General features: G+C 74.5%; 16 protein-coding genes and 1 tRNA gene. 7 read left to right on the forward strand and 10 right to left on the reverse strand.

Annotated elements, in window-relative coordinates; genetic code table 11:
- Nucleotides 1–151: 151 nt before the first annotated feature.
- From AB0469_RS40305 to AB0469_RS40315, 3 genes are all read right to left on the reverse strand, one after another.
- Nucleotides 152–355 (reverse strand): zinc ribbon domain-containing protein, encoded by a 204-nt coding sequence (locus AB0469_RS40305; protein WP_366456588.1) that lies wholly within the window; start codon nucleotides 353–355, stop codon nucleotides 152–154.
- A gap of 9 nt (nucleotides 356–364) precedes the next feature.
- The gene (locus AB0469_RS40310) at nucleotides 365–889 is read right to left on the reverse strand and encodes a DUF4383 domain-containing protein (protein ID WP_366456602.1); all 525 of its coding nucleotides are present in this window, start codon (nucleotides 887–889) and stop codon (nucleotides 365–367) included.
- A gap of 311 nt (nucleotides 890–1200) precedes the next feature.
- Nucleotides 1201–2529, reverse strand: coding sequence for a hypothetical protein (locus AB0469_RS40315; RefSeq protein ID WP_366456603.1), 1329 nt, complete (start codon nucleotides 2527–2529; stop codon nucleotides 1201–1203).
- Between the two features lie 21 nt (nucleotides 2530–2550).
- Here AB0469_RS40315 and AB0469_RS40320 point away from each other — a divergent pair.
- The 4 genes from AB0469_RS40320 to AB0469_RS40335 all read left to right on the forward strand — a co-directional run bounded on the left by AB0469_RS40320 (nucleotide 2551) and on the right by AB0469_RS40335 (nucleotide 4172).
- Nucleotides 2551–2625, forward strand: a tRNA-Val gene (locus AB0469_RS40320).
- Nucleotides 2626–2822: 197 nt separating this feature from the next.
- Nucleotides 2823–3050 carry a hypothetical protein gene (locus tag AB0469_RS40325; RefSeq protein WP_366456589.1) on the forward strand — a complete coding sequence of 76 codons (228 nt, stop codon included), beginning with the start codon at nucleotides 2823–2825 and terminating at the stop codon, nucleotides 3048–3050.
- A 248-nt stretch (nucleotides 3051–3298) separates the two neighbouring features.
- Nucleotides 3299–3937: a hypothetical protein gene (locus AB0469_RS40330; RefSeq protein WP_366456590.1), complete on the forward strand. Its 639-nt coding sequence runs from the start codon at nucleotides 3299–3301 to the stop codon at nucleotides 3935–3937.
- A gap of 7 nt (nucleotides 3938–3944) precedes the next feature.
- Entirely contained in the window at nucleotides 3945–4172 is a 228-nt protein-coding gene (locus AB0469_RS40335; RefSeq protein WP_366456591.1) for a DUF2277 domain-containing protein, read from the forward strand.
- Between the two features lie 17 nt (nucleotides 4173–4189).
- Here the strand turns inward: AB0469_RS40335 and AB0469_RS40340 are convergent, their stop codons facing one another.
- The 4 genes from AB0469_RS40340 to AB0469_RS40355 all read right to left on the reverse strand — a co-directional run bounded on the left by AB0469_RS40340 (nucleotide 4190) and on the right by AB0469_RS40355 (nucleotide 8369).
- Complete coding sequence (locus tag AB0469_RS40340; protein WP_366456592.1) at nucleotides 4190–4693, reverse strand: hypothetical protein; 504 nt, start codon at nucleotides 4691–4693, stop codon at nucleotides 4190–4192.
- Between the two features lie 502 nt (nucleotides 4694–5195).
- Complete coding sequence (locus AB0469_RS40345) at nucleotides 5196–5807, reverse strand: VTT domain-containing protein (RefSeq protein ID WP_366456593.1); 612 nt, start codon at nucleotides 5805–5807, stop codon at nucleotides 5196–5198.
- Nucleotides 5808–5912: 105 nt separating this feature from the next.
- On the reverse strand, nucleotides 5913–7574 hold the full coding sequence (locus AB0469_RS40350; RefSeq protein WP_366456594.1) for an alkaline phosphatase D family protein: 1662 nt from the start codon (nucleotides 7572–7574) through the stop codon (nucleotides 5913–5915).
- 111 nt (nucleotides 7575–7685) lie between these two features.
- Nucleotides 7686–8369: an HNH endonuclease family protein gene (locus tag AB0469_RS40355; RefSeq protein WP_366456595.1), complete on the reverse strand. Its 684-nt coding sequence runs from the start codon at nucleotides 8367–8369 to the stop codon at nucleotides 7686–7688.
- Nucleotides 8370–8903: 534 nt separating this feature from the next.
- Between AB0469_RS40355 and AB0469_RS40360 the strand changes: the two genes are divergently transcribed.
- Complete coding sequence (locus AB0469_RS40360; protein WP_366456596.1) at nucleotides 8904–9485, forward strand: TMEM165/GDT1 family protein; 582 nt, start codon at nucleotides 8904–8906, stop codon at nucleotides 9483–9485.
- A gap of 31 nt (nucleotides 9486–9516) precedes the next feature.
- On the opposite strand, the gene AB0469_RS40365 is transcribed toward AB0469_RS40360, so the two are convergent.
- Both AB0469_RS40365 and AB0469_RS40370 read right to left on the reverse strand, forming a co-directional pair.
- Nucleotides 9517–10200 carry an HAD-IA family hydrolase gene (locus tag AB0469_RS40365; RefSeq protein ID WP_366456597.1) on the reverse strand — a complete coding sequence of 228 codons (684 nt, stop codon included), beginning with the start codon at nucleotides 10198–10200 and terminating at the stop codon, nucleotides 9517–9519.
- 131 nt (nucleotides 10201–10331) lie between these two features.
- Complete coding sequence (locus tag AB0469_RS40370; protein ID WP_366456598.1) at nucleotides 10332–11618, reverse strand: peptidoglycan-binding domain-containing protein; 1287 nt, start codon at nucleotides 11616–11618, stop codon at nucleotides 10332–10334.
- A 128-nt stretch (nucleotides 11619–11746) separates the two neighbouring features.
- On the opposite strand from AB0469_RS40370, the gene AB0469_RS40375 reads away from it, so the two are divergent.
- Entirely contained in the window at nucleotides 11747–13795 is a 2049-nt protein-coding gene (locus AB0469_RS40375; RefSeq protein ID WP_366456599.1) for an MFS transporter, read from the forward strand.
- Between the two features lie 75 nt (nucleotides 13796–13870).
- Here AB0469_RS40375 and AB0469_RS40380 read toward each other — a convergent pair whose 3' ends face one another.
- Complete coding sequence (locus AB0469_RS40380; RefSeq protein WP_366456600.1) at nucleotides 13871–14407, reverse strand: GNAT family N-acetyltransferase; 537 nt, start codon at nucleotides 14405–14407, stop codon at nucleotides 13871–13873.
- A 106-nt stretch (nucleotides 14408–14513) separates the two neighbouring features.
- On the opposite strand from AB0469_RS40380, the gene AB0469_RS40385 reads away from it, so the two are divergent.
- On the forward strand, nucleotides 14514–14912 hold the full coding sequence (locus AB0469_RS40385) for a nuclear transport factor 2 family protein (RefSeq protein WP_366456601.1): 399 nt from the start codon (nucleotides 14514–14516) through the stop codon (nucleotides 14910–14912).
- The last annotated feature ends 144 nt before the right edge of the window (nucleotides 14913–15056 follow it).

The raw sequence follows: 15056 nt of genomic DNA on the forward strand, positions 1-15056 counted from the left end.
GTCGCAATCCACACCGAACCCGGGAGGCCCTCACCCGTTCAAGCCGTCTCAGCCGAGACCTGCATCACCCGTCCACAACCTCCCTGGACAGAACAGCTAGGCCGCCCCTGCCGGGGGCCCGGCCAGGGCCCTTGCCGGGGCCCCTCGGGGGTCAGCAGCAGCCGCCCCCGCCGCAGCAGCCCCCGCCGGAGGGCGCGGGGGCGGAGCCGGTCCCGCCGACGGCGACGGCGGAGAGCAGCTTGACGGTGTCGGCGTGCCCGGCCGGGCAGTCGGCGGGCGCGGACGACTCGGCCATCGGACGGCTGACCTCAAAGGTGTCGTCGCAGGTCCGGCAGCGGTATTCGTAACGAGGCATGCGCACAGGCTACAGAGCCGCCGCCCCGCCACGGGCCCGTTCCTCCCGGGCGGCCTGGTCGGGGTGGCGGGCCCGCCAGTACGGGTTGTCGTGCGGGAGGGCGCTGCCCACGCGCCCGTACATCCCGAACCACATCAGCATCACGCCGACGACGAAGCTGAACAGCACGTTCTGGATCTTGAAGGCCAGGACGTTCAGCTCGGTGTCCAGCAGGGCCAGGTTGACGAACCCGCTGGCGATGAAGAGCAGCCCCAGCGTGATGTTGAGGGTGGAGGCGAAGGTCCCGCCGATCACCATCCCGGCGACGAGCAGGGCCCCGATGCAGATCGACAGCACGCTCAGCGCACCGTTGGTGTTCAGGGCCAGGACCGTGTCGCCGCCGGTGTCGAAGAACCCGATCCGGTGGACCAGTCCCAGGATCCCGAAGACGATCAGCAGCAGGCCCGTCAGTCCGGCGCCGACCCGGTAGACCTTGCTCAGCTTGTGGTCGATGGGCAGGTGCTCGTCGAGGCTGGCGTTGACGGGGTGCAGCATCCGCTGGACCAGCCCGGGGCCCTGCGGTTCGGGGGGCGGCCCGTAGGGCTCGTGGGGGACGTAGGGCGCGTAGTGCTCGTGCGGCTCGGTGCACCCGTAGGCCGCGTGCGGCGCGTACGACTCCTGGGGCGCGGGGGGTGCGTGGCGCTCGCGGGGCCTGTGGAAAGTATGGGCAGCCATGGCGCCCTCCTCGGTTCCGTTCCCGGCACCCTCCAGCATCCGCCGAAGCCCGCCCCCGGACAACTCCGAGCACCCCGGACCCCGCCCGCGGACAACTCCGAGCACCCCGGACCCCGCCCGGCCGGCCGCACTCAGCCGCCGGCGCGGCGTCCCCGCATGTCGGCCACCACCCGGCCGACCGCCGCCCGTACCTCCTCCAGCTCCTGGAGGAAGTGCCAGTAGTCGGGGTGGCGGCCCTCCAGCCCGGCGAGCGCCCGCTCCATCCGGGCCACGGACTCGTCCAGGGGCCGCGCGTGCCGCGGATCGGGCACGCTGCGGCCCTCCATCGCCAGGCGCTGCGCGTCCCGGATCGCGAACCGGGTCCGCTGCACCTCCGCCTGAGGGTCCCGCGCCACCGCCTCCAGCCGGGACAGCCGGTCCTGCGCGGCCGACACCGCCTCGTCGGTGGCGTCCAGCCCCGTACGCACCGCCTCGACCAGCGCCGTCACGTCGGCCCAGCGCTGCTCCTCGCGCGCCCGGCCCGCCTCCGTCAGACGCTCCTCGGCCTGCGCGACGTCCCGTACGGCCTGGTCGGGGACGTGCTGGAGGTCCTGCCAGCAGGCCGCGCTGAACCGGCGGCGCAGCTCGCTCAACACCGGATCCACCCGCTCCGCCCGGTTGCGCAACGCCTGCGCCCGGGTCCGCAGGCTCACCAGCCGCCGGTCGATCTCCGCGGCGCGCTCCGGCAGGCGCTCCGCCTCGGCCCGTATCGCCTCCGCGTCCCGCAGGATCCGGTCGGCCCGCTGCACGGTCTCCTGCACTCCGTGCTGCGCCGCGCCCTGGTTCAGCTTCGTCAGCTCGGGCCCCAGCGCGGCCAGGCGCGCCGCCAGGTCGTCGGCCCGCATCCCCGTGGCCCGTACGGCGTCCAGCGCGTCGCTCGCGGCCAGCAGCGCCGCCTTCGCCCGCTCCCGCGCCGGCGCCACCCGGGCCAGCTGCGTCTCCGCCTTGTCCAGCAGCGGCTGCAGCCCCTGCGCGAACCGCTCCAGCTCCCCCTTGACCCGGACGAGCTCGTCCCGGGCCCGCGTCAGCTGCTGCCTGGCCTGCCCGGCGACGGACCCCTCCAGGTCGACCCGGTCCAGGTCGTGCGCGTCGACGGCCTCGATGTAGGTGTGGCTGACCTCGTCGATGCGCCGCCCGAGCCCGGCGAACCCCTCGGCGGCCTGCCGCGCGGCGGGAGAACCGTCGGCGGCGGCGATGGTCTCCATCGAGATCCGCAGGTCCCGCTGGGCGGTGTCCAACTCGTAGAACGCGGCCGCGGCGGCGTCCTTGGCCGCCTGGGCGTCCGCCCGCCGACTCTCGTCCCGCCCGCCGAACCACCGCCGGGGTGCCGTCGTCACAATGCCTCTCCCGTGCCCCGTCCGCCAAGCTCCGGTCCATTCTCCCCCAAGGCAACGGGTTTGCGTGGGGGGTGCGCCCGCCATGTAGGCTGTCCACTCGTCCACGGGTGCGTAGCTCAGGGGTAGAGCGCTGCTCTTACAAAGCAGATGTCGGCGGTTCGAAACCGTCCGCGCCCACCAGTCGTGAACGTGATGAAGGCCCAGGCCGCCCGTCGTTTCGGGGAGCCTGGGCCTTTTCGTGCTGTCTGGGGGCCGGGTCGGTGGGTTCGTCAAGTCACGGGGTTCCGGGGCGTGACCGGGGGTGGTGCCGGCGGGCTTACTTGAGGTCCGGTCGCGCCGGACGGCGGGGCGACGGGAACGGGAGAGGAGCAGCAGCCATGTCCCACCACGGCCACACCGCGGGGCCCGCCCCGGTCAAGCGGCGGATGTTCCGCTACATGATGGTCCTGACCTCGGCCGCCTTCGTCGCCGCCGGGATCGCGTCCCTGTGGGTGTCGGCGCCGCCGGCGTCGGCGGAGGGGCTGCCGCGGGCCCGGCCGGCCGTCGGGACCGGCGTGCTTCCCGTCGGCAGCGGGCCGGGTCTCCCCGGCGTACCCAGGAGGTGATCCCCGTCTACGAGCCCCCCGGCCTGTCGCGGCCAGGGGGCTTCGGGGTGTGTCGGCCGCGGTCAGGCGTTGGGGCGCTTTCCGTGGTTGGCCTTCTTCTTCTTGCGGGCGCGCTTCTTGTTCCCTCGCTTGGCCATCGGGCGTCTCCCTCGGTTCCTGCTGGCGGACATTCCGGGCGTTCGCCAGTCTAGGATCCGGTCCGGTTTCCCGCGCGGTGGGACGGGGACCATCCCGCAGGGGTGATGGGCGTGGCCGGTGTCGGGGAGTGGGTCTGGGCCGTCGGGGCGTTCGGGCTGGCGGTCGGCGGGCTGGGGCTGGTGTGGTGGCCGGGGCGGGAGCGGTTCGAGCGGGAGCGCGACGCGGAGCGGGAGCGGTTGCTCGCCCGGCTGGGGGAGCAGCCGCCCGAGGCGGGCGACCCCCGGCTGGTGGACGCCTCGACGGGGCACGGGGAGGGGCCCGGGGACCGGCACGACGACTTCACCCCGATGCTCGTCGAGTACTACGCCTACGGGCTGGCGCAGGCCCGCAGCAGCTTCGCCACCAGCCAGCGGTTCGCCGGGGCCGGCGCGGCCGTGCTGCTCTTCGGGATCGGGCTCGGGGTGTGGAAGGCCGAGACCACCGGGGACGCCTACATCGGGGTGGTCACCAGCTCCGTGGGCCTGGTCGTCACCCTCGTCGGGCAGCTGTTCCACCGGCGGGCCGACATCGCCCTGCGCTACATGGCCGCCCAGACCTCGTCCCTGAGGGAGGACCGGCGGGCAGCGGAGAGCACCCGGCAGGCGATCGCCCTGCTGGAGGAGGTCGCCGACCCGGACCTGCGGGGACGGCTGCAGGCCGGGCTCATCATGAGGCTTTCCGGGGCGGAGCTCCCGTCCGTGGGGCCATAGTGGAGGTATGTGCCGCTCCATCAAGACCCTGCGCCCGCCCGCCATCCCCGAGAAGGCCACCGAGGAGGAGATCCGCGCGGCCGCGCTCCAGTACGTACGGAAGGTCTCCGGGTTCAGGGTGCCCGCCGCGCACAACCGCGAGGTGTTCGACGCCGCAGTGGACGCGGTGGCCGAGGCGACGCGGCTGCTCCTGGACGGGGTGAAGGTGCGCGGGCAGGCCGCGGCCGCCGTCTGAGGCCGGGGGAGGGCGGCTCAGCGGGCCTCCGCCGCGCGGCGGCGCAGCATCCAGATCCCGGCGCCGAGCGCACCGGCCGCGAGGGCGCCGCCGACGGCGATCTGGCCCCGGCCCACGGAGTCCATGCTGCCGCCGAGGCCGCCGCGGGCCGCGCCGGGGGCGACCTGGAGGGTGACGGTGACCCGGCGGCCGCCGCACTCGAAGGTGACGGGGTACGAGCCGGGCGCGGCGTCGCTGAAGACGGTGGCCGCGCCGAAGAGGTTCGAGGCGCTCGCGCTGCCCGGGGCCAGCGTGACGGCGTTGAAGACGCGGGAGGACGCCCGGCCGGTACGGGTCGAGCAGCCGTCGACGTTGAGGGTGACGCGGCCGCCGGGGGAGACGGTGCCGGGGGAGACGGTGGCGGAGGGGGTCGCGCCGCCGGCGGGTGCGGCGGAGGCGAGCGTGGCGGGTGCGGCGGCTGCTACGAGCAGGGTCGCGGCGGCGACTCCGGTCAGGCGATGCCGGATGCGCGTGGGGGGCATGGCGGGATCTCCTCGGGCTTCTCGGAACGGCGCGTCCGGGCCACGGATGTGACGCCGGATCGATGGCGCGCCGTCCTCTGGACGCTAGAAGCCCGGAGGGGAGGCGGCGATCGCTGCCGGGTGAACGGGTGACCCACTGCCCCACCCGGCCCATCCCTCCGGGGGAGGAGGGGGAGGAGGGGGAGGAGGCCCGGCTTCGGAGTGGCCGGCGGTGGTCGGGGGTCCGGCCGGACGGCCCGGGGGTGCCGGCCGGGCCGGTCCCGCGCGAGCCGTGTCCCTGCGGGGCCGGACCACGTCCGCCGTGAGGCGGTGGACCGGGGTCGGCTGATCCGGGACGGTCGCTCCCTGCGGCGCCGCGCCCGCTTGCGGGGAGCGGGGTCTGAGGTCCGGGCCGGGGCTGCGTCCCTGCGGGGGCGCGCCGGCTTGTGGGGGGTGGGGCGTGAGGTCCGGGCCTGGGAACGGTGGGCCGTGGTTCCGGCGGGTGCTGAGGGGGGCGGGGTGGTCAGGCCGCTGCGGTGGGGGTGGCGGGTGGGCGGCGGAGGAGGAAGGCGGCCAGGGAGCCCGCCGTGAAGAGGGCGATCAGGGAGACGGCCGTGCCGAGCCAGGCCGTGCCCAGCCACTGGGTGCCGAAGTAGCCCAGGGCCACGCTGTAGCCCGCCCAGCTGATGCCCGCCAGCACCGACCAGGGCAGGAACTCCGCCAGCGTGCGCCGCGTCTTGCCCGCGCCGAGCGAGACCACCGCCCGGCCGGCCGGGGCGAAGCGGGCGAGGACCACCAGCAGGCCGCCGCCGCGGGCGAGGGCCGTGCCCAGCCGTTCGTGGGCCCGGGTCAGGCGGCGGGAGCGGGCGATGACCCGGTCCAGGCGCGGCCCGCTGCGGCGGGCCAGCCCGTAGGCGGCCATGTCACCCAGCACCGAGGCCGTGGCGGCGACCGTCAGCAGCACCGCGACGTCCGGCACCCGCGCGGGCGGTCCGCCCGCCGCCGCGGCCGCCGCACCGGTGATCACCAGCACGCCGCTCGGCAGCACCGGCAGGAACACGTCGAGCAGGACCGACACCGCCACCAGGACGTAGATCCACGGGCTCGCGGTCAGCGACCCCATCGTCTCGATCACAGCGGGACTCCCCAGTCCGGAGCGCCGCGTGGTCGCGGGGAGGCGGCAGGGGCGGCTTGACAGCCATACAGCGTACGCCCGGCGCCCCCGCGCCGGAGTCCCGGCCTACTCCGCTCCGGTGAGGCGGCGGTCCAGCACCGTCACCAGACGGGCGCCGGGCCGCACCGAACGGGCCTGGTCGAGCCGGAGCCCGGCGCCGCGCCCCGCCAGGGTCAGCGTCATCAGCTGGTTGCCGAACCACGGGCCGCCCGTACGCCGCCAGCTCAGCGGCGGCCGTCCCGTCCGGCCGTGCCGCGCGAGGCCGCGCCCCATCCAGCGGCCCAGTCGCGACCAGCCCAGCCGGAAGCCCCACTTCACCACCGCGGGGATGGAGTTGTGCACCGGCGAACAGGTCAGCTGGAAGACCCGCGCCGTACTGGGTATGCGCGGCTCTGCCACGTACGCGTGGTGGACGTCCCCGGAGAGGACGGCGACCGTCGCCGGTGCCTTCGGGCCCGTCCCGACCTCCTCTATCAGGTCGCTCAGGGCGGCGAACGAGGCCGGAAACGCCGCCCAGTGCTCCAGATCGCCGCGCCGCCGCAGGTCCTCCCCGATCCGGGCCCACCTCCGCCCGCGCTCCCCGCGGCAGAGCGCGGCGTTCCACACCTCGGCGTCGTGGATCAGCGGGGGCATCAGCCACGGCAGGGAGGAGCCGATCAGCAGGTGGTCGTAACCGCCGTGCCCGGACAGGGCGTTCTCCCGGAGCCAGCGCTGCTCCGCCGGGTCGAGCATGGCCCGCCCGTCCTCGGCCAGCACCCGCGCGGCGCGGGTGTCGACCATCAGCAGCCGCGTCCGGCCGAAGTCCCGCCGGTAGCTCCAGCGCACCGAGGCCGGATCTGCGTCGGCGGCGGCCGCGAAGGCGCGCAGCGCGTCCGTGCCGTCGGGGGTGGCCCGTACGGCCGCGTAGAGGGGGTCCGCCGCGAGTTCGGCGGGGGAGAGGTTGCCCAGGTGCTGGTACACCCAGTACGACATCAGTCCGCTGAGGACCCGCTCCGGCCACCACGGGGTCGCCCGCATCTCCGCCTGCCAGGAGGCGCTGGTGTTCCAGTCGTCTATGACGTCGTGGTCGTCGAACATGTGCAGGCTGGGGACGGTCGACAGCAGCCAGCGGATCTCCGGGTCGCCCCAGGACTCGTCGTAGACGCGGGTGTACTCCTCGTAGTCCGCCACCTGGGCGCCCGGGGCCTCGCGCAGGTCGCGGCGGGCCGCCAGCCAGCGCCGGGTCTCCTTCGACAGCCGGTCGGCGTAGACCTGGTCGCCGAGGAGCAGCAGCAGGTCCGGCCGGACCTCCGCCGGGTCGGCGGCCAGGCGCGCCGCGAGGGCGTCCAGGGCGTCCGCGCCGTGCGGCCCGCGGCGGCCGGCGGGCGGGGCGGCCTGCCGGCACGAGCCGAAGGTGACCCGCAGGCCCGGGGCGTGGGCGCCGGGGCGGCCGCCCACCGCGGGGGCGACGATCGTGCTGGGCGGGAAGCGGCCGCCGGGCTCGGGCCAGACGGGGACGCCGTCGAGCAGCACCTCGTACGCCGTGGCCGTACCGGGCGTCAGGCCGGTGACGGGGACCAGCGCGTAGTGGTGGCCGGTGATCTGGAAGGTGCGGGCGCTGCCGCCCGCCCCGTCGGCGCAGCGCACCTCGGCGGTGCAGGGGCGGTCCGCCTCGATCCAGATCGTGGCGGAGCCGCCCGTGTCCCAGTCGACGCAGCGCAGCAGTGGTCCCAGCCGCAGTCCGGCCATCCGACTCCCCCTCCTCGACAGCCCTTTCGAGCACGGTACGGGGAGGGGCGGCTGCCCGGCCTCCCCCTGGCGGGGGATCGCGGGGGTGAAAAACCCGGAGGGCGGCGGGTGTCAGCAGCCGTTCAGGATGTTCACCAGGGCGGTCTTCTCGCCGGCGTCCATGCTCAGCCCCCAGTACTGCTTCACCTGGACCCACGACCGGGCGTACGTGCAGCGGTACGCGGTCCGCGGCGGCAGCCACTTGCCGGGGTCGAGGTCGCCCTTGGCCTGGTTGACGTTGTCGGTGACGGCTATGAGCTGGGGGCGGGTGAGGTCGTTGGCGAACTGCTGGCGCTTGGCGGTCGTCCAGGTGTTGGCGCCCGAACGCCAGGCCTCGGCGAGCGGGACCATGTGGTCGATGTCGACGTCCGAGGCGGCGGTCCAGGTGGCGCCGTCGTACTCGGAGTACCAGCTGCCGCTCACGGCCGCGCAGGAGGAGTCGGTGACGACGTTCACGCCGTCGCGCTTGAGGACCGTCTCCCGGGTGTTGCAGGTGCCGGAGACCGTGCTCCAGTGCGGGAACTGGGCGCGGCTGTAGCCGGTGAGGGACCCCTCGGCCGCCGGCGTGACCGTCGCCAGGTAGGCGCGGGCCTCGGCGGCGCTGATCGGGGTGGGCGGGGAGGCCAGCGCGGCCGGGGCGTTCACGAGGGAGGTGAGGGCGGCGAGTGCGACGGCGGACGCGAGGACGCCGGCGCGTCCGGCGCGGCGGATGCGACGCGCGTAGACGGAGGGCGTGCGGACGGGCGTGAGGGCCATGAGGGGCTCCCTGGAGCGGGGGGTTGGTGGCCGTGCGGCCCCGGCGGGGCGCGGCCATGGTGGCGGCGCCGGGTGTCGCGGGGATGGGCGCCAGGTGACAGATTGCCGACATGGGCACGTCACATCAAGAAGATCAACGGCCCCTGTTCAAGGGGAAGTTGAGATTCCGCCCCGAGGGGTGGGGCAGTGTGGGGCCAAGCTCACATTCCGGGCAGGGCGGTGTCGAGGTCGCCGTCGCGTACCCTGGACGGAGCAGAAGGGGAGTAGCTCTTCGCCGGACCGTCGACATACTGCTGGGTCACCCCAGCCGGCGCCCGGAGGCGAGCCGCGTCAGCGGACCGCCAGCGAGACCTTCGGCCGCAGTGTCCTGTCCATGTGACGCGACGCGCGCGACGCAGCATGCGCACTCCGCATGCGCGGGGCGTGCGCAGTGTCGATGTCCTCAGGGCGCCGCCGAGCCGAAGCGACCCCTGAAACACCCCAGGTCTCTCGGTCCCGATGGCGTCCTGCCCGACCGATCGAGGTTTCACCCCCGTGTTCAGCTTCACCGTGCTGGCGATCGCCTTCGGCGTCGTCTTCCTCGCCGAGCTCCCCGACAAGACGGCCCTGGCCGGTCTGATGCTCGGCACCCGCTACCGCGCCTCCTACGTCTTCGCGGGCGTGGCCGCCGCCTTCGCCGTGCACGTCGCGCTGGCCATCGCCGCCGGCAGCGTGCTCACGCTCCTGCCGCACCGGCTCGTCCAGGCCGTCGTCGGTCTGCTCTTCCTGGCGGGCGCGGCCATGCTGCTCTTCAAGAAGGGCGACGAGGACGAGGAGGTCAAGCCTCCCGCCGACCAGTCCTTCTGGAAGGTCTCCGGCGCCGGCTTCATGCTGATCCTGGTGGCGGAGTTCGGCGACCTGACCCAGATCATGACCGCCAACCTCGCGGCACGCTACGAGAATCCGCTCTCCGTCGGCCTCGGCGCGGTGCTGGCGCTCTGGGCGGTGGCGGGCATCGGCATCCTGGGCGGCCGCACCCTGATGAAGTACGTCCCGCTGCGGCTCATCACCAAGATCGCGGCGGGTGTCATGGCGGCGCTGGCCGCGTTCTCCCTCTACGAGGCGATCGCAGGCTGACGCCGCACGCGCCCCGTCCGCCCCGGCGCGGCTACCGCGCCGGGGTGAGGGCGAGCCGGATCGCGCCGTCCGCGCCGGCTTCGACCCGGACCGCCGTGAGGTCGTCGACGTGGACCGTCGGGCCGTGGGCGGCGGCGCGGGGGCCTATGCCGATCACGCGCATGCCGGCCGCCAGGCCCGCCGCGATGCCGGCGCCGGAGTCCTCGAAGACCACGCAGTCGGCCGGGTCCACGCCCAGTTCGGCGGCGCCCTTGAGGAAGCCCTCCGGGTCGGGCTTGCTGGCCCCGACGGACTCGGCGGTGATCCGCACGTCCGGCATCGGCAGGGCCGCCGCCGTCATACGGACCCCGGCGAGGGCGGCGTCGGCCGAAGTGACCAGGGCGTGCGGCAGACGGGCGATCGCCGCCATGAACTCCGGCGCGCCCGCCACCGGTACCACGCCGTCGGTGTCGGCCGTCTCGCGGGCCAGCATCTCGGCGTTCTCGGCGTGGTTGAGCTCCATCGGGCGCCCGGGGAGCAGGAGGGCCATCGTGGCGTAGCCCTGGCGGCCGTGGACCACCTTGAGGGCCTCCTGCGGGTCCAGCCCGTGGGACACCGCCCACGCGCGCCAGCAGCGCTCGACCACCGCGTCCGAGTTGACGAGGGTGCCGTCCATGTCCAGGAGCAGGGCCCTGGCGGTGAGGACGACGCGGGCGGAGGCGGTGTGGGCCGGCATCGGGGGACTCCAGACGGGCGGGAGAAGAGAACAAGTGGTTCCGTCCACCGGTCAGGGAGTGCGGACGGAACCACTTTGTTCCTACACGATACAAAACCGCGGGCGGTGTGCGCCACCGGCGGTCGCGTGACCTATCCCTCCAGGGCGCGCCGGGTCGCCGGACCGTAGACGCCCCAAAGGTCCTCGCGCACTCCGTACTCGATCTGGAAGTCCGTGACGGCCCGCTCGACGGACCGGCCGTACCGGCCGTCGAACCGGCCGTCGTACACGCCCTGCTCCGCCAGCAGCCGCTGGAGCTTCAGCACCTCGGGCCCCGAGTCCCCGGAACGCAGGGTCGCGGGCTTGGCGGGCGGCGCCGGGGGCGGGGCGGCGGGCTTCGTGGCGCGGGACGCGCTCGCCGACGGGCTCGGGGAGGGTGACGCCGACGTACGGGAGGGGCTGGGGGAGGCGGACGCCGTCGCCGAGCGGGACGCACTCGCCGAAGCGGACGGCGAGGCCGACGCGGAAGCGCTTTCGGCGGGGCCGGTAGGCGACGGCGACGGCCCGGCCGGGGCCCCGCCCGCCACGGGGACCGACGGCTTGGGGTCGCCGAGCGCGGTGTCGTCCTTCCCGGAGCCGGAGAACACTCCCAGCGCCAGCGCCACCAGTCCGGCGGCCGCCACCGCACCGGCCGCGGCCAGCAGCGGGACCGCCCGCCGCCGCCCGGACCGCCCGGCCCCGGCCCGCGGCCCGGCCCCCGCACCCTGCCGGGCGCCGGCGCGCGGCCCCGGCGGGAGCACGGCGCCCGGTCCCGCCGGGGTCACGGCCCGGAGCCGCATGGTCTGATCGGCCGCCGGCGGCGCGGGCATCCCGGGCCCGGGCGCTCCCGGCGCGGGCGTCCCCGGCCCGGGCCCCGGCCCCTGCGGCGCCGCGGGTACGGGCGGGATCATGGCCGTCGGGGCCTCGGCGCCGGCTCCGGGCCAGGCCGCCGGGGCCGTGGGTACGGGCGGGATCATGGCCGTCGGGGCCTCGGCGCCCGCTCCGGGCCAGGTCGCCGGGTCGGCCGGCACGGCCGGGAGTACGGCGGTGGCGTTCCCGTCGACGGGGCCCGGCCACGTCCCCGGCGCCGGGGCGGGCCGGGCGGGGACCGCGCCCGGAGCCGCCGGAACCGGCGGGATCACGGTCGTCGGGGCCTCGTCGCCGCCGGGTACGGCGGCCGGCGCCTGGGGCGGGAGCGCCGGGAAGGGCGTGCCGCCGGAGGGGCCCGGTCCGGCCACGGCCCCGAGGACCGGCTGGGGCGGCGTCGGGTCCGGGCCCGTCCCGCCCGCGTCGGGCACGGCCATGTACGGACGGATGCGCAGCGGGTTGAACCCGACTCCCCGCGCACACGCGCAGTCGGCGCCCACGGCGCCGCATTCCGGACAGCGCTCAGCGCTCACTGATAACCCCTCCCTGGACACTGCCAGCGATTATGCAGACCCCTTCCGTCGCACCCAACCCTTCCGAGAGGCCATAACCGGACAGACCGCTCAGGATGGAAGGGTTGATCCGGCGTGAGGAGGAGCCGATGGCTCAGGATGTGACCGCGTCGCCGACGGGCCCCGCCCCGGGCGCCGAGCACGCCACGCGCGAGGTGCTCGTCTCGATCGGAGCCCTGCTGCTGGGCCTGTTGATCGCCGCCCTCGACCAGACCATCGTCTCCACCGCCCTCCCCACGATCGTGAGCGAGCTGGGCGGCATGGAGCACCTGTCCTGGGTGGTCACCGCCTACATGCTGGCCTCCACCGCCGCCACCCCGCTGTGGGGCAAGCTCGGCGACCAGTACGGGCGCAAGAAGCTCTTCCAGTACGCCATCGTCATCTTCCTGATCGGCTCCGCGCTCTGCGGCCTCGCCCAGGACATGCCGCAGCTGATCGGCTTCCGCGCCCTCCAGGGCCTGGGCGGCGGCGGACTGATGGTGCTGTCGATGGCGATCGTCGGCGACATCGTCCCGCCGCGCGAGCGCGGCAAGTACCAGGGCCTCTTCGGCGCCGTCTTCGGCGCGACGAGCGTCCTCGGGCCCCTGCTGGGCGGCCTGTTCGTGGACCACCTCTCCTGGCGCTGGGTCTTCTACATCAACCTCCCCATCGGTCTCGTCGCCCTCGTCGTCATCGCCGCGGTCCTGCGGATCCCGGCCCGCCCCTCCCGGCACACCATCGACTACCTCGGCACCGCCCTGATCGCGGGCGTCGCCACCTGTCTCGTCCTCGTCGCCTCCCTCGGCGGCAGCTGGGGCTGGGGCTCGGCCCGGATCGTGGGCCTCGCCGTCCTCGGCGCCGTCCTGCTCGTCGCCTTCCTGTTCGTCGAGCGGCGGGCCGCCGAACCCGTCCTGCCGCTGAAGCTGTTCCGGATCCGTACCTTCAGCCTCTGCTCCGTGATCAGCTTCATCGTCGGCTTCGCCATGTTCGGCGCGATGGTCTACCTGCCGACCTTCCTCCAGGTCGTCCGGGGCGTCTCGCCGACCATGTCCGGCGTCCACATGCTGCCGATGGTGCTCGGCCTGCTGATCGCCTCCACCGGATCCGGGCAGATCGTCAGCCGCACCGGGCGCTGGAAGGTCTTCCCCATCACCGGCACCGCCCTCACCGCCGTCGGGCTGCTGCTCCTGCACCGGCTGGAACGCACCAGCTCCGACCTGGAGATGAGCGTCTACTTCTTCGTCTTCGGCGCCGGCCTGGGCCTGGTCATGCAGGTGCTCGTCCTGGTGGTGCAGAACGCCGTCAGCTACGCCGACCTCGGCGTCGCCACCTCCGGTGCCACCTTCTTCCGCTCCATCGGCGCCTCCTTCGGCGTCGCCATCTTCGGCACGATCTTCACCAGCCGGCTCGGCGAGGAGCTCACCGCCGCCCTCTCCGGCATCCCGGTCCCGCCCGCGGCGAGCCCCGCCCGCCTGGAAGCGGACCCCCGGGCCATCGCGGCCCTCCCGCCCGCGGTGCGGCCCCGGGTGCTGGACGCCTACTCCACCGCCATCACCGACGTCTTCCTCTACGCGGTGCCCGTCGTGCTGCTCGCGTTCCTGATCTCCTGGTTCCTCAAGGAGGACAAGCTGCGCGCCTCCGTCACCGCCCCCGACGTGACGGAGACCCTCGCCTCCAACCCCGTCCAGCGCTCATCCCGTGAGGAGGCCGCCCGCGCCCTGTCCCTGCTCGGCACCCGCGAGGGCCGCGTCCACATCTACGAGAAGATCACCGAGAGGGCGGGCTACGACCTGATGCCCGCCTCCAGCTGGCTGCTGCTGCGGATCGCCAAGTACGGCTCGGTCGATCCGGCGGTGCTCGCGGAGCGCACCCCGGTCCCGCTCAAGGTCGTCACGGACGCCGCCCGCCAGGTCGAGGAGCGCGGACTCGCCGTCCGGCAGGGGCTCCCGCTCGTCCTGACCGACCGGGGCCGCGAGTCCGCGGAACGGCTGTCCGGGGCCCGGCAGGAGTCACTCGCCGAACTGCTCGGCGACTGGTGGGGGCCCGAGCGGCCCACCGACCTCGTCCAGCTCGTCGAGGAACTCAGCCGGGAGCTGTGCGGATCCGACGCCGAGGAGCCCTACGACGCGCTCGTGCCCCGGGACCACGCGGCGCCCTGACCCGCGGATCGGGCGGGGGGACCGGATCGGCCGTCCGGGCCCGCGGATCACGCCGGGCGGACCAGGCCGGTCGGGTCAGACCAGCGGCTTCTCGAACCAGTGCTGGGCGTACGGGCCGGAGTTGTAGGCCGGTATCTCCCGGTACCCCTGCCGCGCGTACAGGGCGCGGGCCTCCACCAGGTCGGTCCGGGTGTCCAGCCGCATCCGTACGGCGCCCAGCACGCGGGCCTGCGCCTCCAGTACGGCGAGCACGGCCGCGCCGCCGCCCGTGCCCCGCGCGCCCGGGGCGACGTAGATCCTCGTGAGCTCGGCGGTGGCGGGGTCGAGGAGCCGTATGCCGCCACAGGCCAGGGGCCGCCCGCCGAGCCGGCCCACCACGAACTGCCCCGTGGGCGGTGCGAGCCCGTCGGCCGGGTCGTCCAGCATCCCCTGGTCGACCTCCGCCTCCGTGGCGGGCCGCTCCCAGTACCGCCCGGCGACCTCCGCGTAGTACGCGCGCCGCAGGGCGGTGGCGTCCGCGGTCGTGAACGGCTCAGCGGTGACGACCCAGCCGGATCCGCCGTCAGCGCCGGTGTCCGCAGTGCTTGCCTTGGTGATCGAGTTCCTGTCCATGCCGCCATTGTGGAGATCCGCCCCGCCCTTCCGCGTGGAATATCCACAGGCACGGGCCGATGATGAGAAAAGGCGTAAATCCCACACGAACGAAGGGTGGACGGTCATGTCGGAGCATCCGGACTGTGCCCTGATCCGCCGCGGCTACGAGGCCTTCGGCAAGGGCGACATGGAGACCCTGGGCAGCCTGATGACGGCCGACGTCATCCACCACATGCCCGGCACCAGCCCCCTGTCCGGGCACCACAAGGGACGGGAAGCGGTCCTCGACCTCTACCGCCGCCTGGGAGAGGAGACCAACGGCACCTTCCGGGTCGCCCTGGAGCGCGTCCTGGTCGACGGCAGGGGCCACGCCATGTCCTTCCACACGACCATGGCGGACCGCGGCGACCGGGGCATCGAGATCCACGAAGGGCTCTTCTTCACCATCGTCGGCGGCAAGATCACCGACATCGACCAGTGCACCCAGGACATCGACGAGAGCGACGCCTTCTGGAGCCGATGAGCCGATGAGCCGAGGGCCCGAGGGCCCGGCGGAAGGGCCCGGGGACGACGGCGGTTTCTAGGGGTCGTTGCAACACGTGGTCGGTTTGATCAGGCCGCGAGGAGTTTATGCAGGCGCTCGGCTGGGGTTTCCCAGTCGAGCGTT

This window comes from Streptomyces sp. NPDC093801, from assembly GCF_040701585.1.
Lineage (GTDB): Bacteria > Actinomycetota > Actinomycetes > Streptomycetales > Streptomycetaceae > Streptomyces.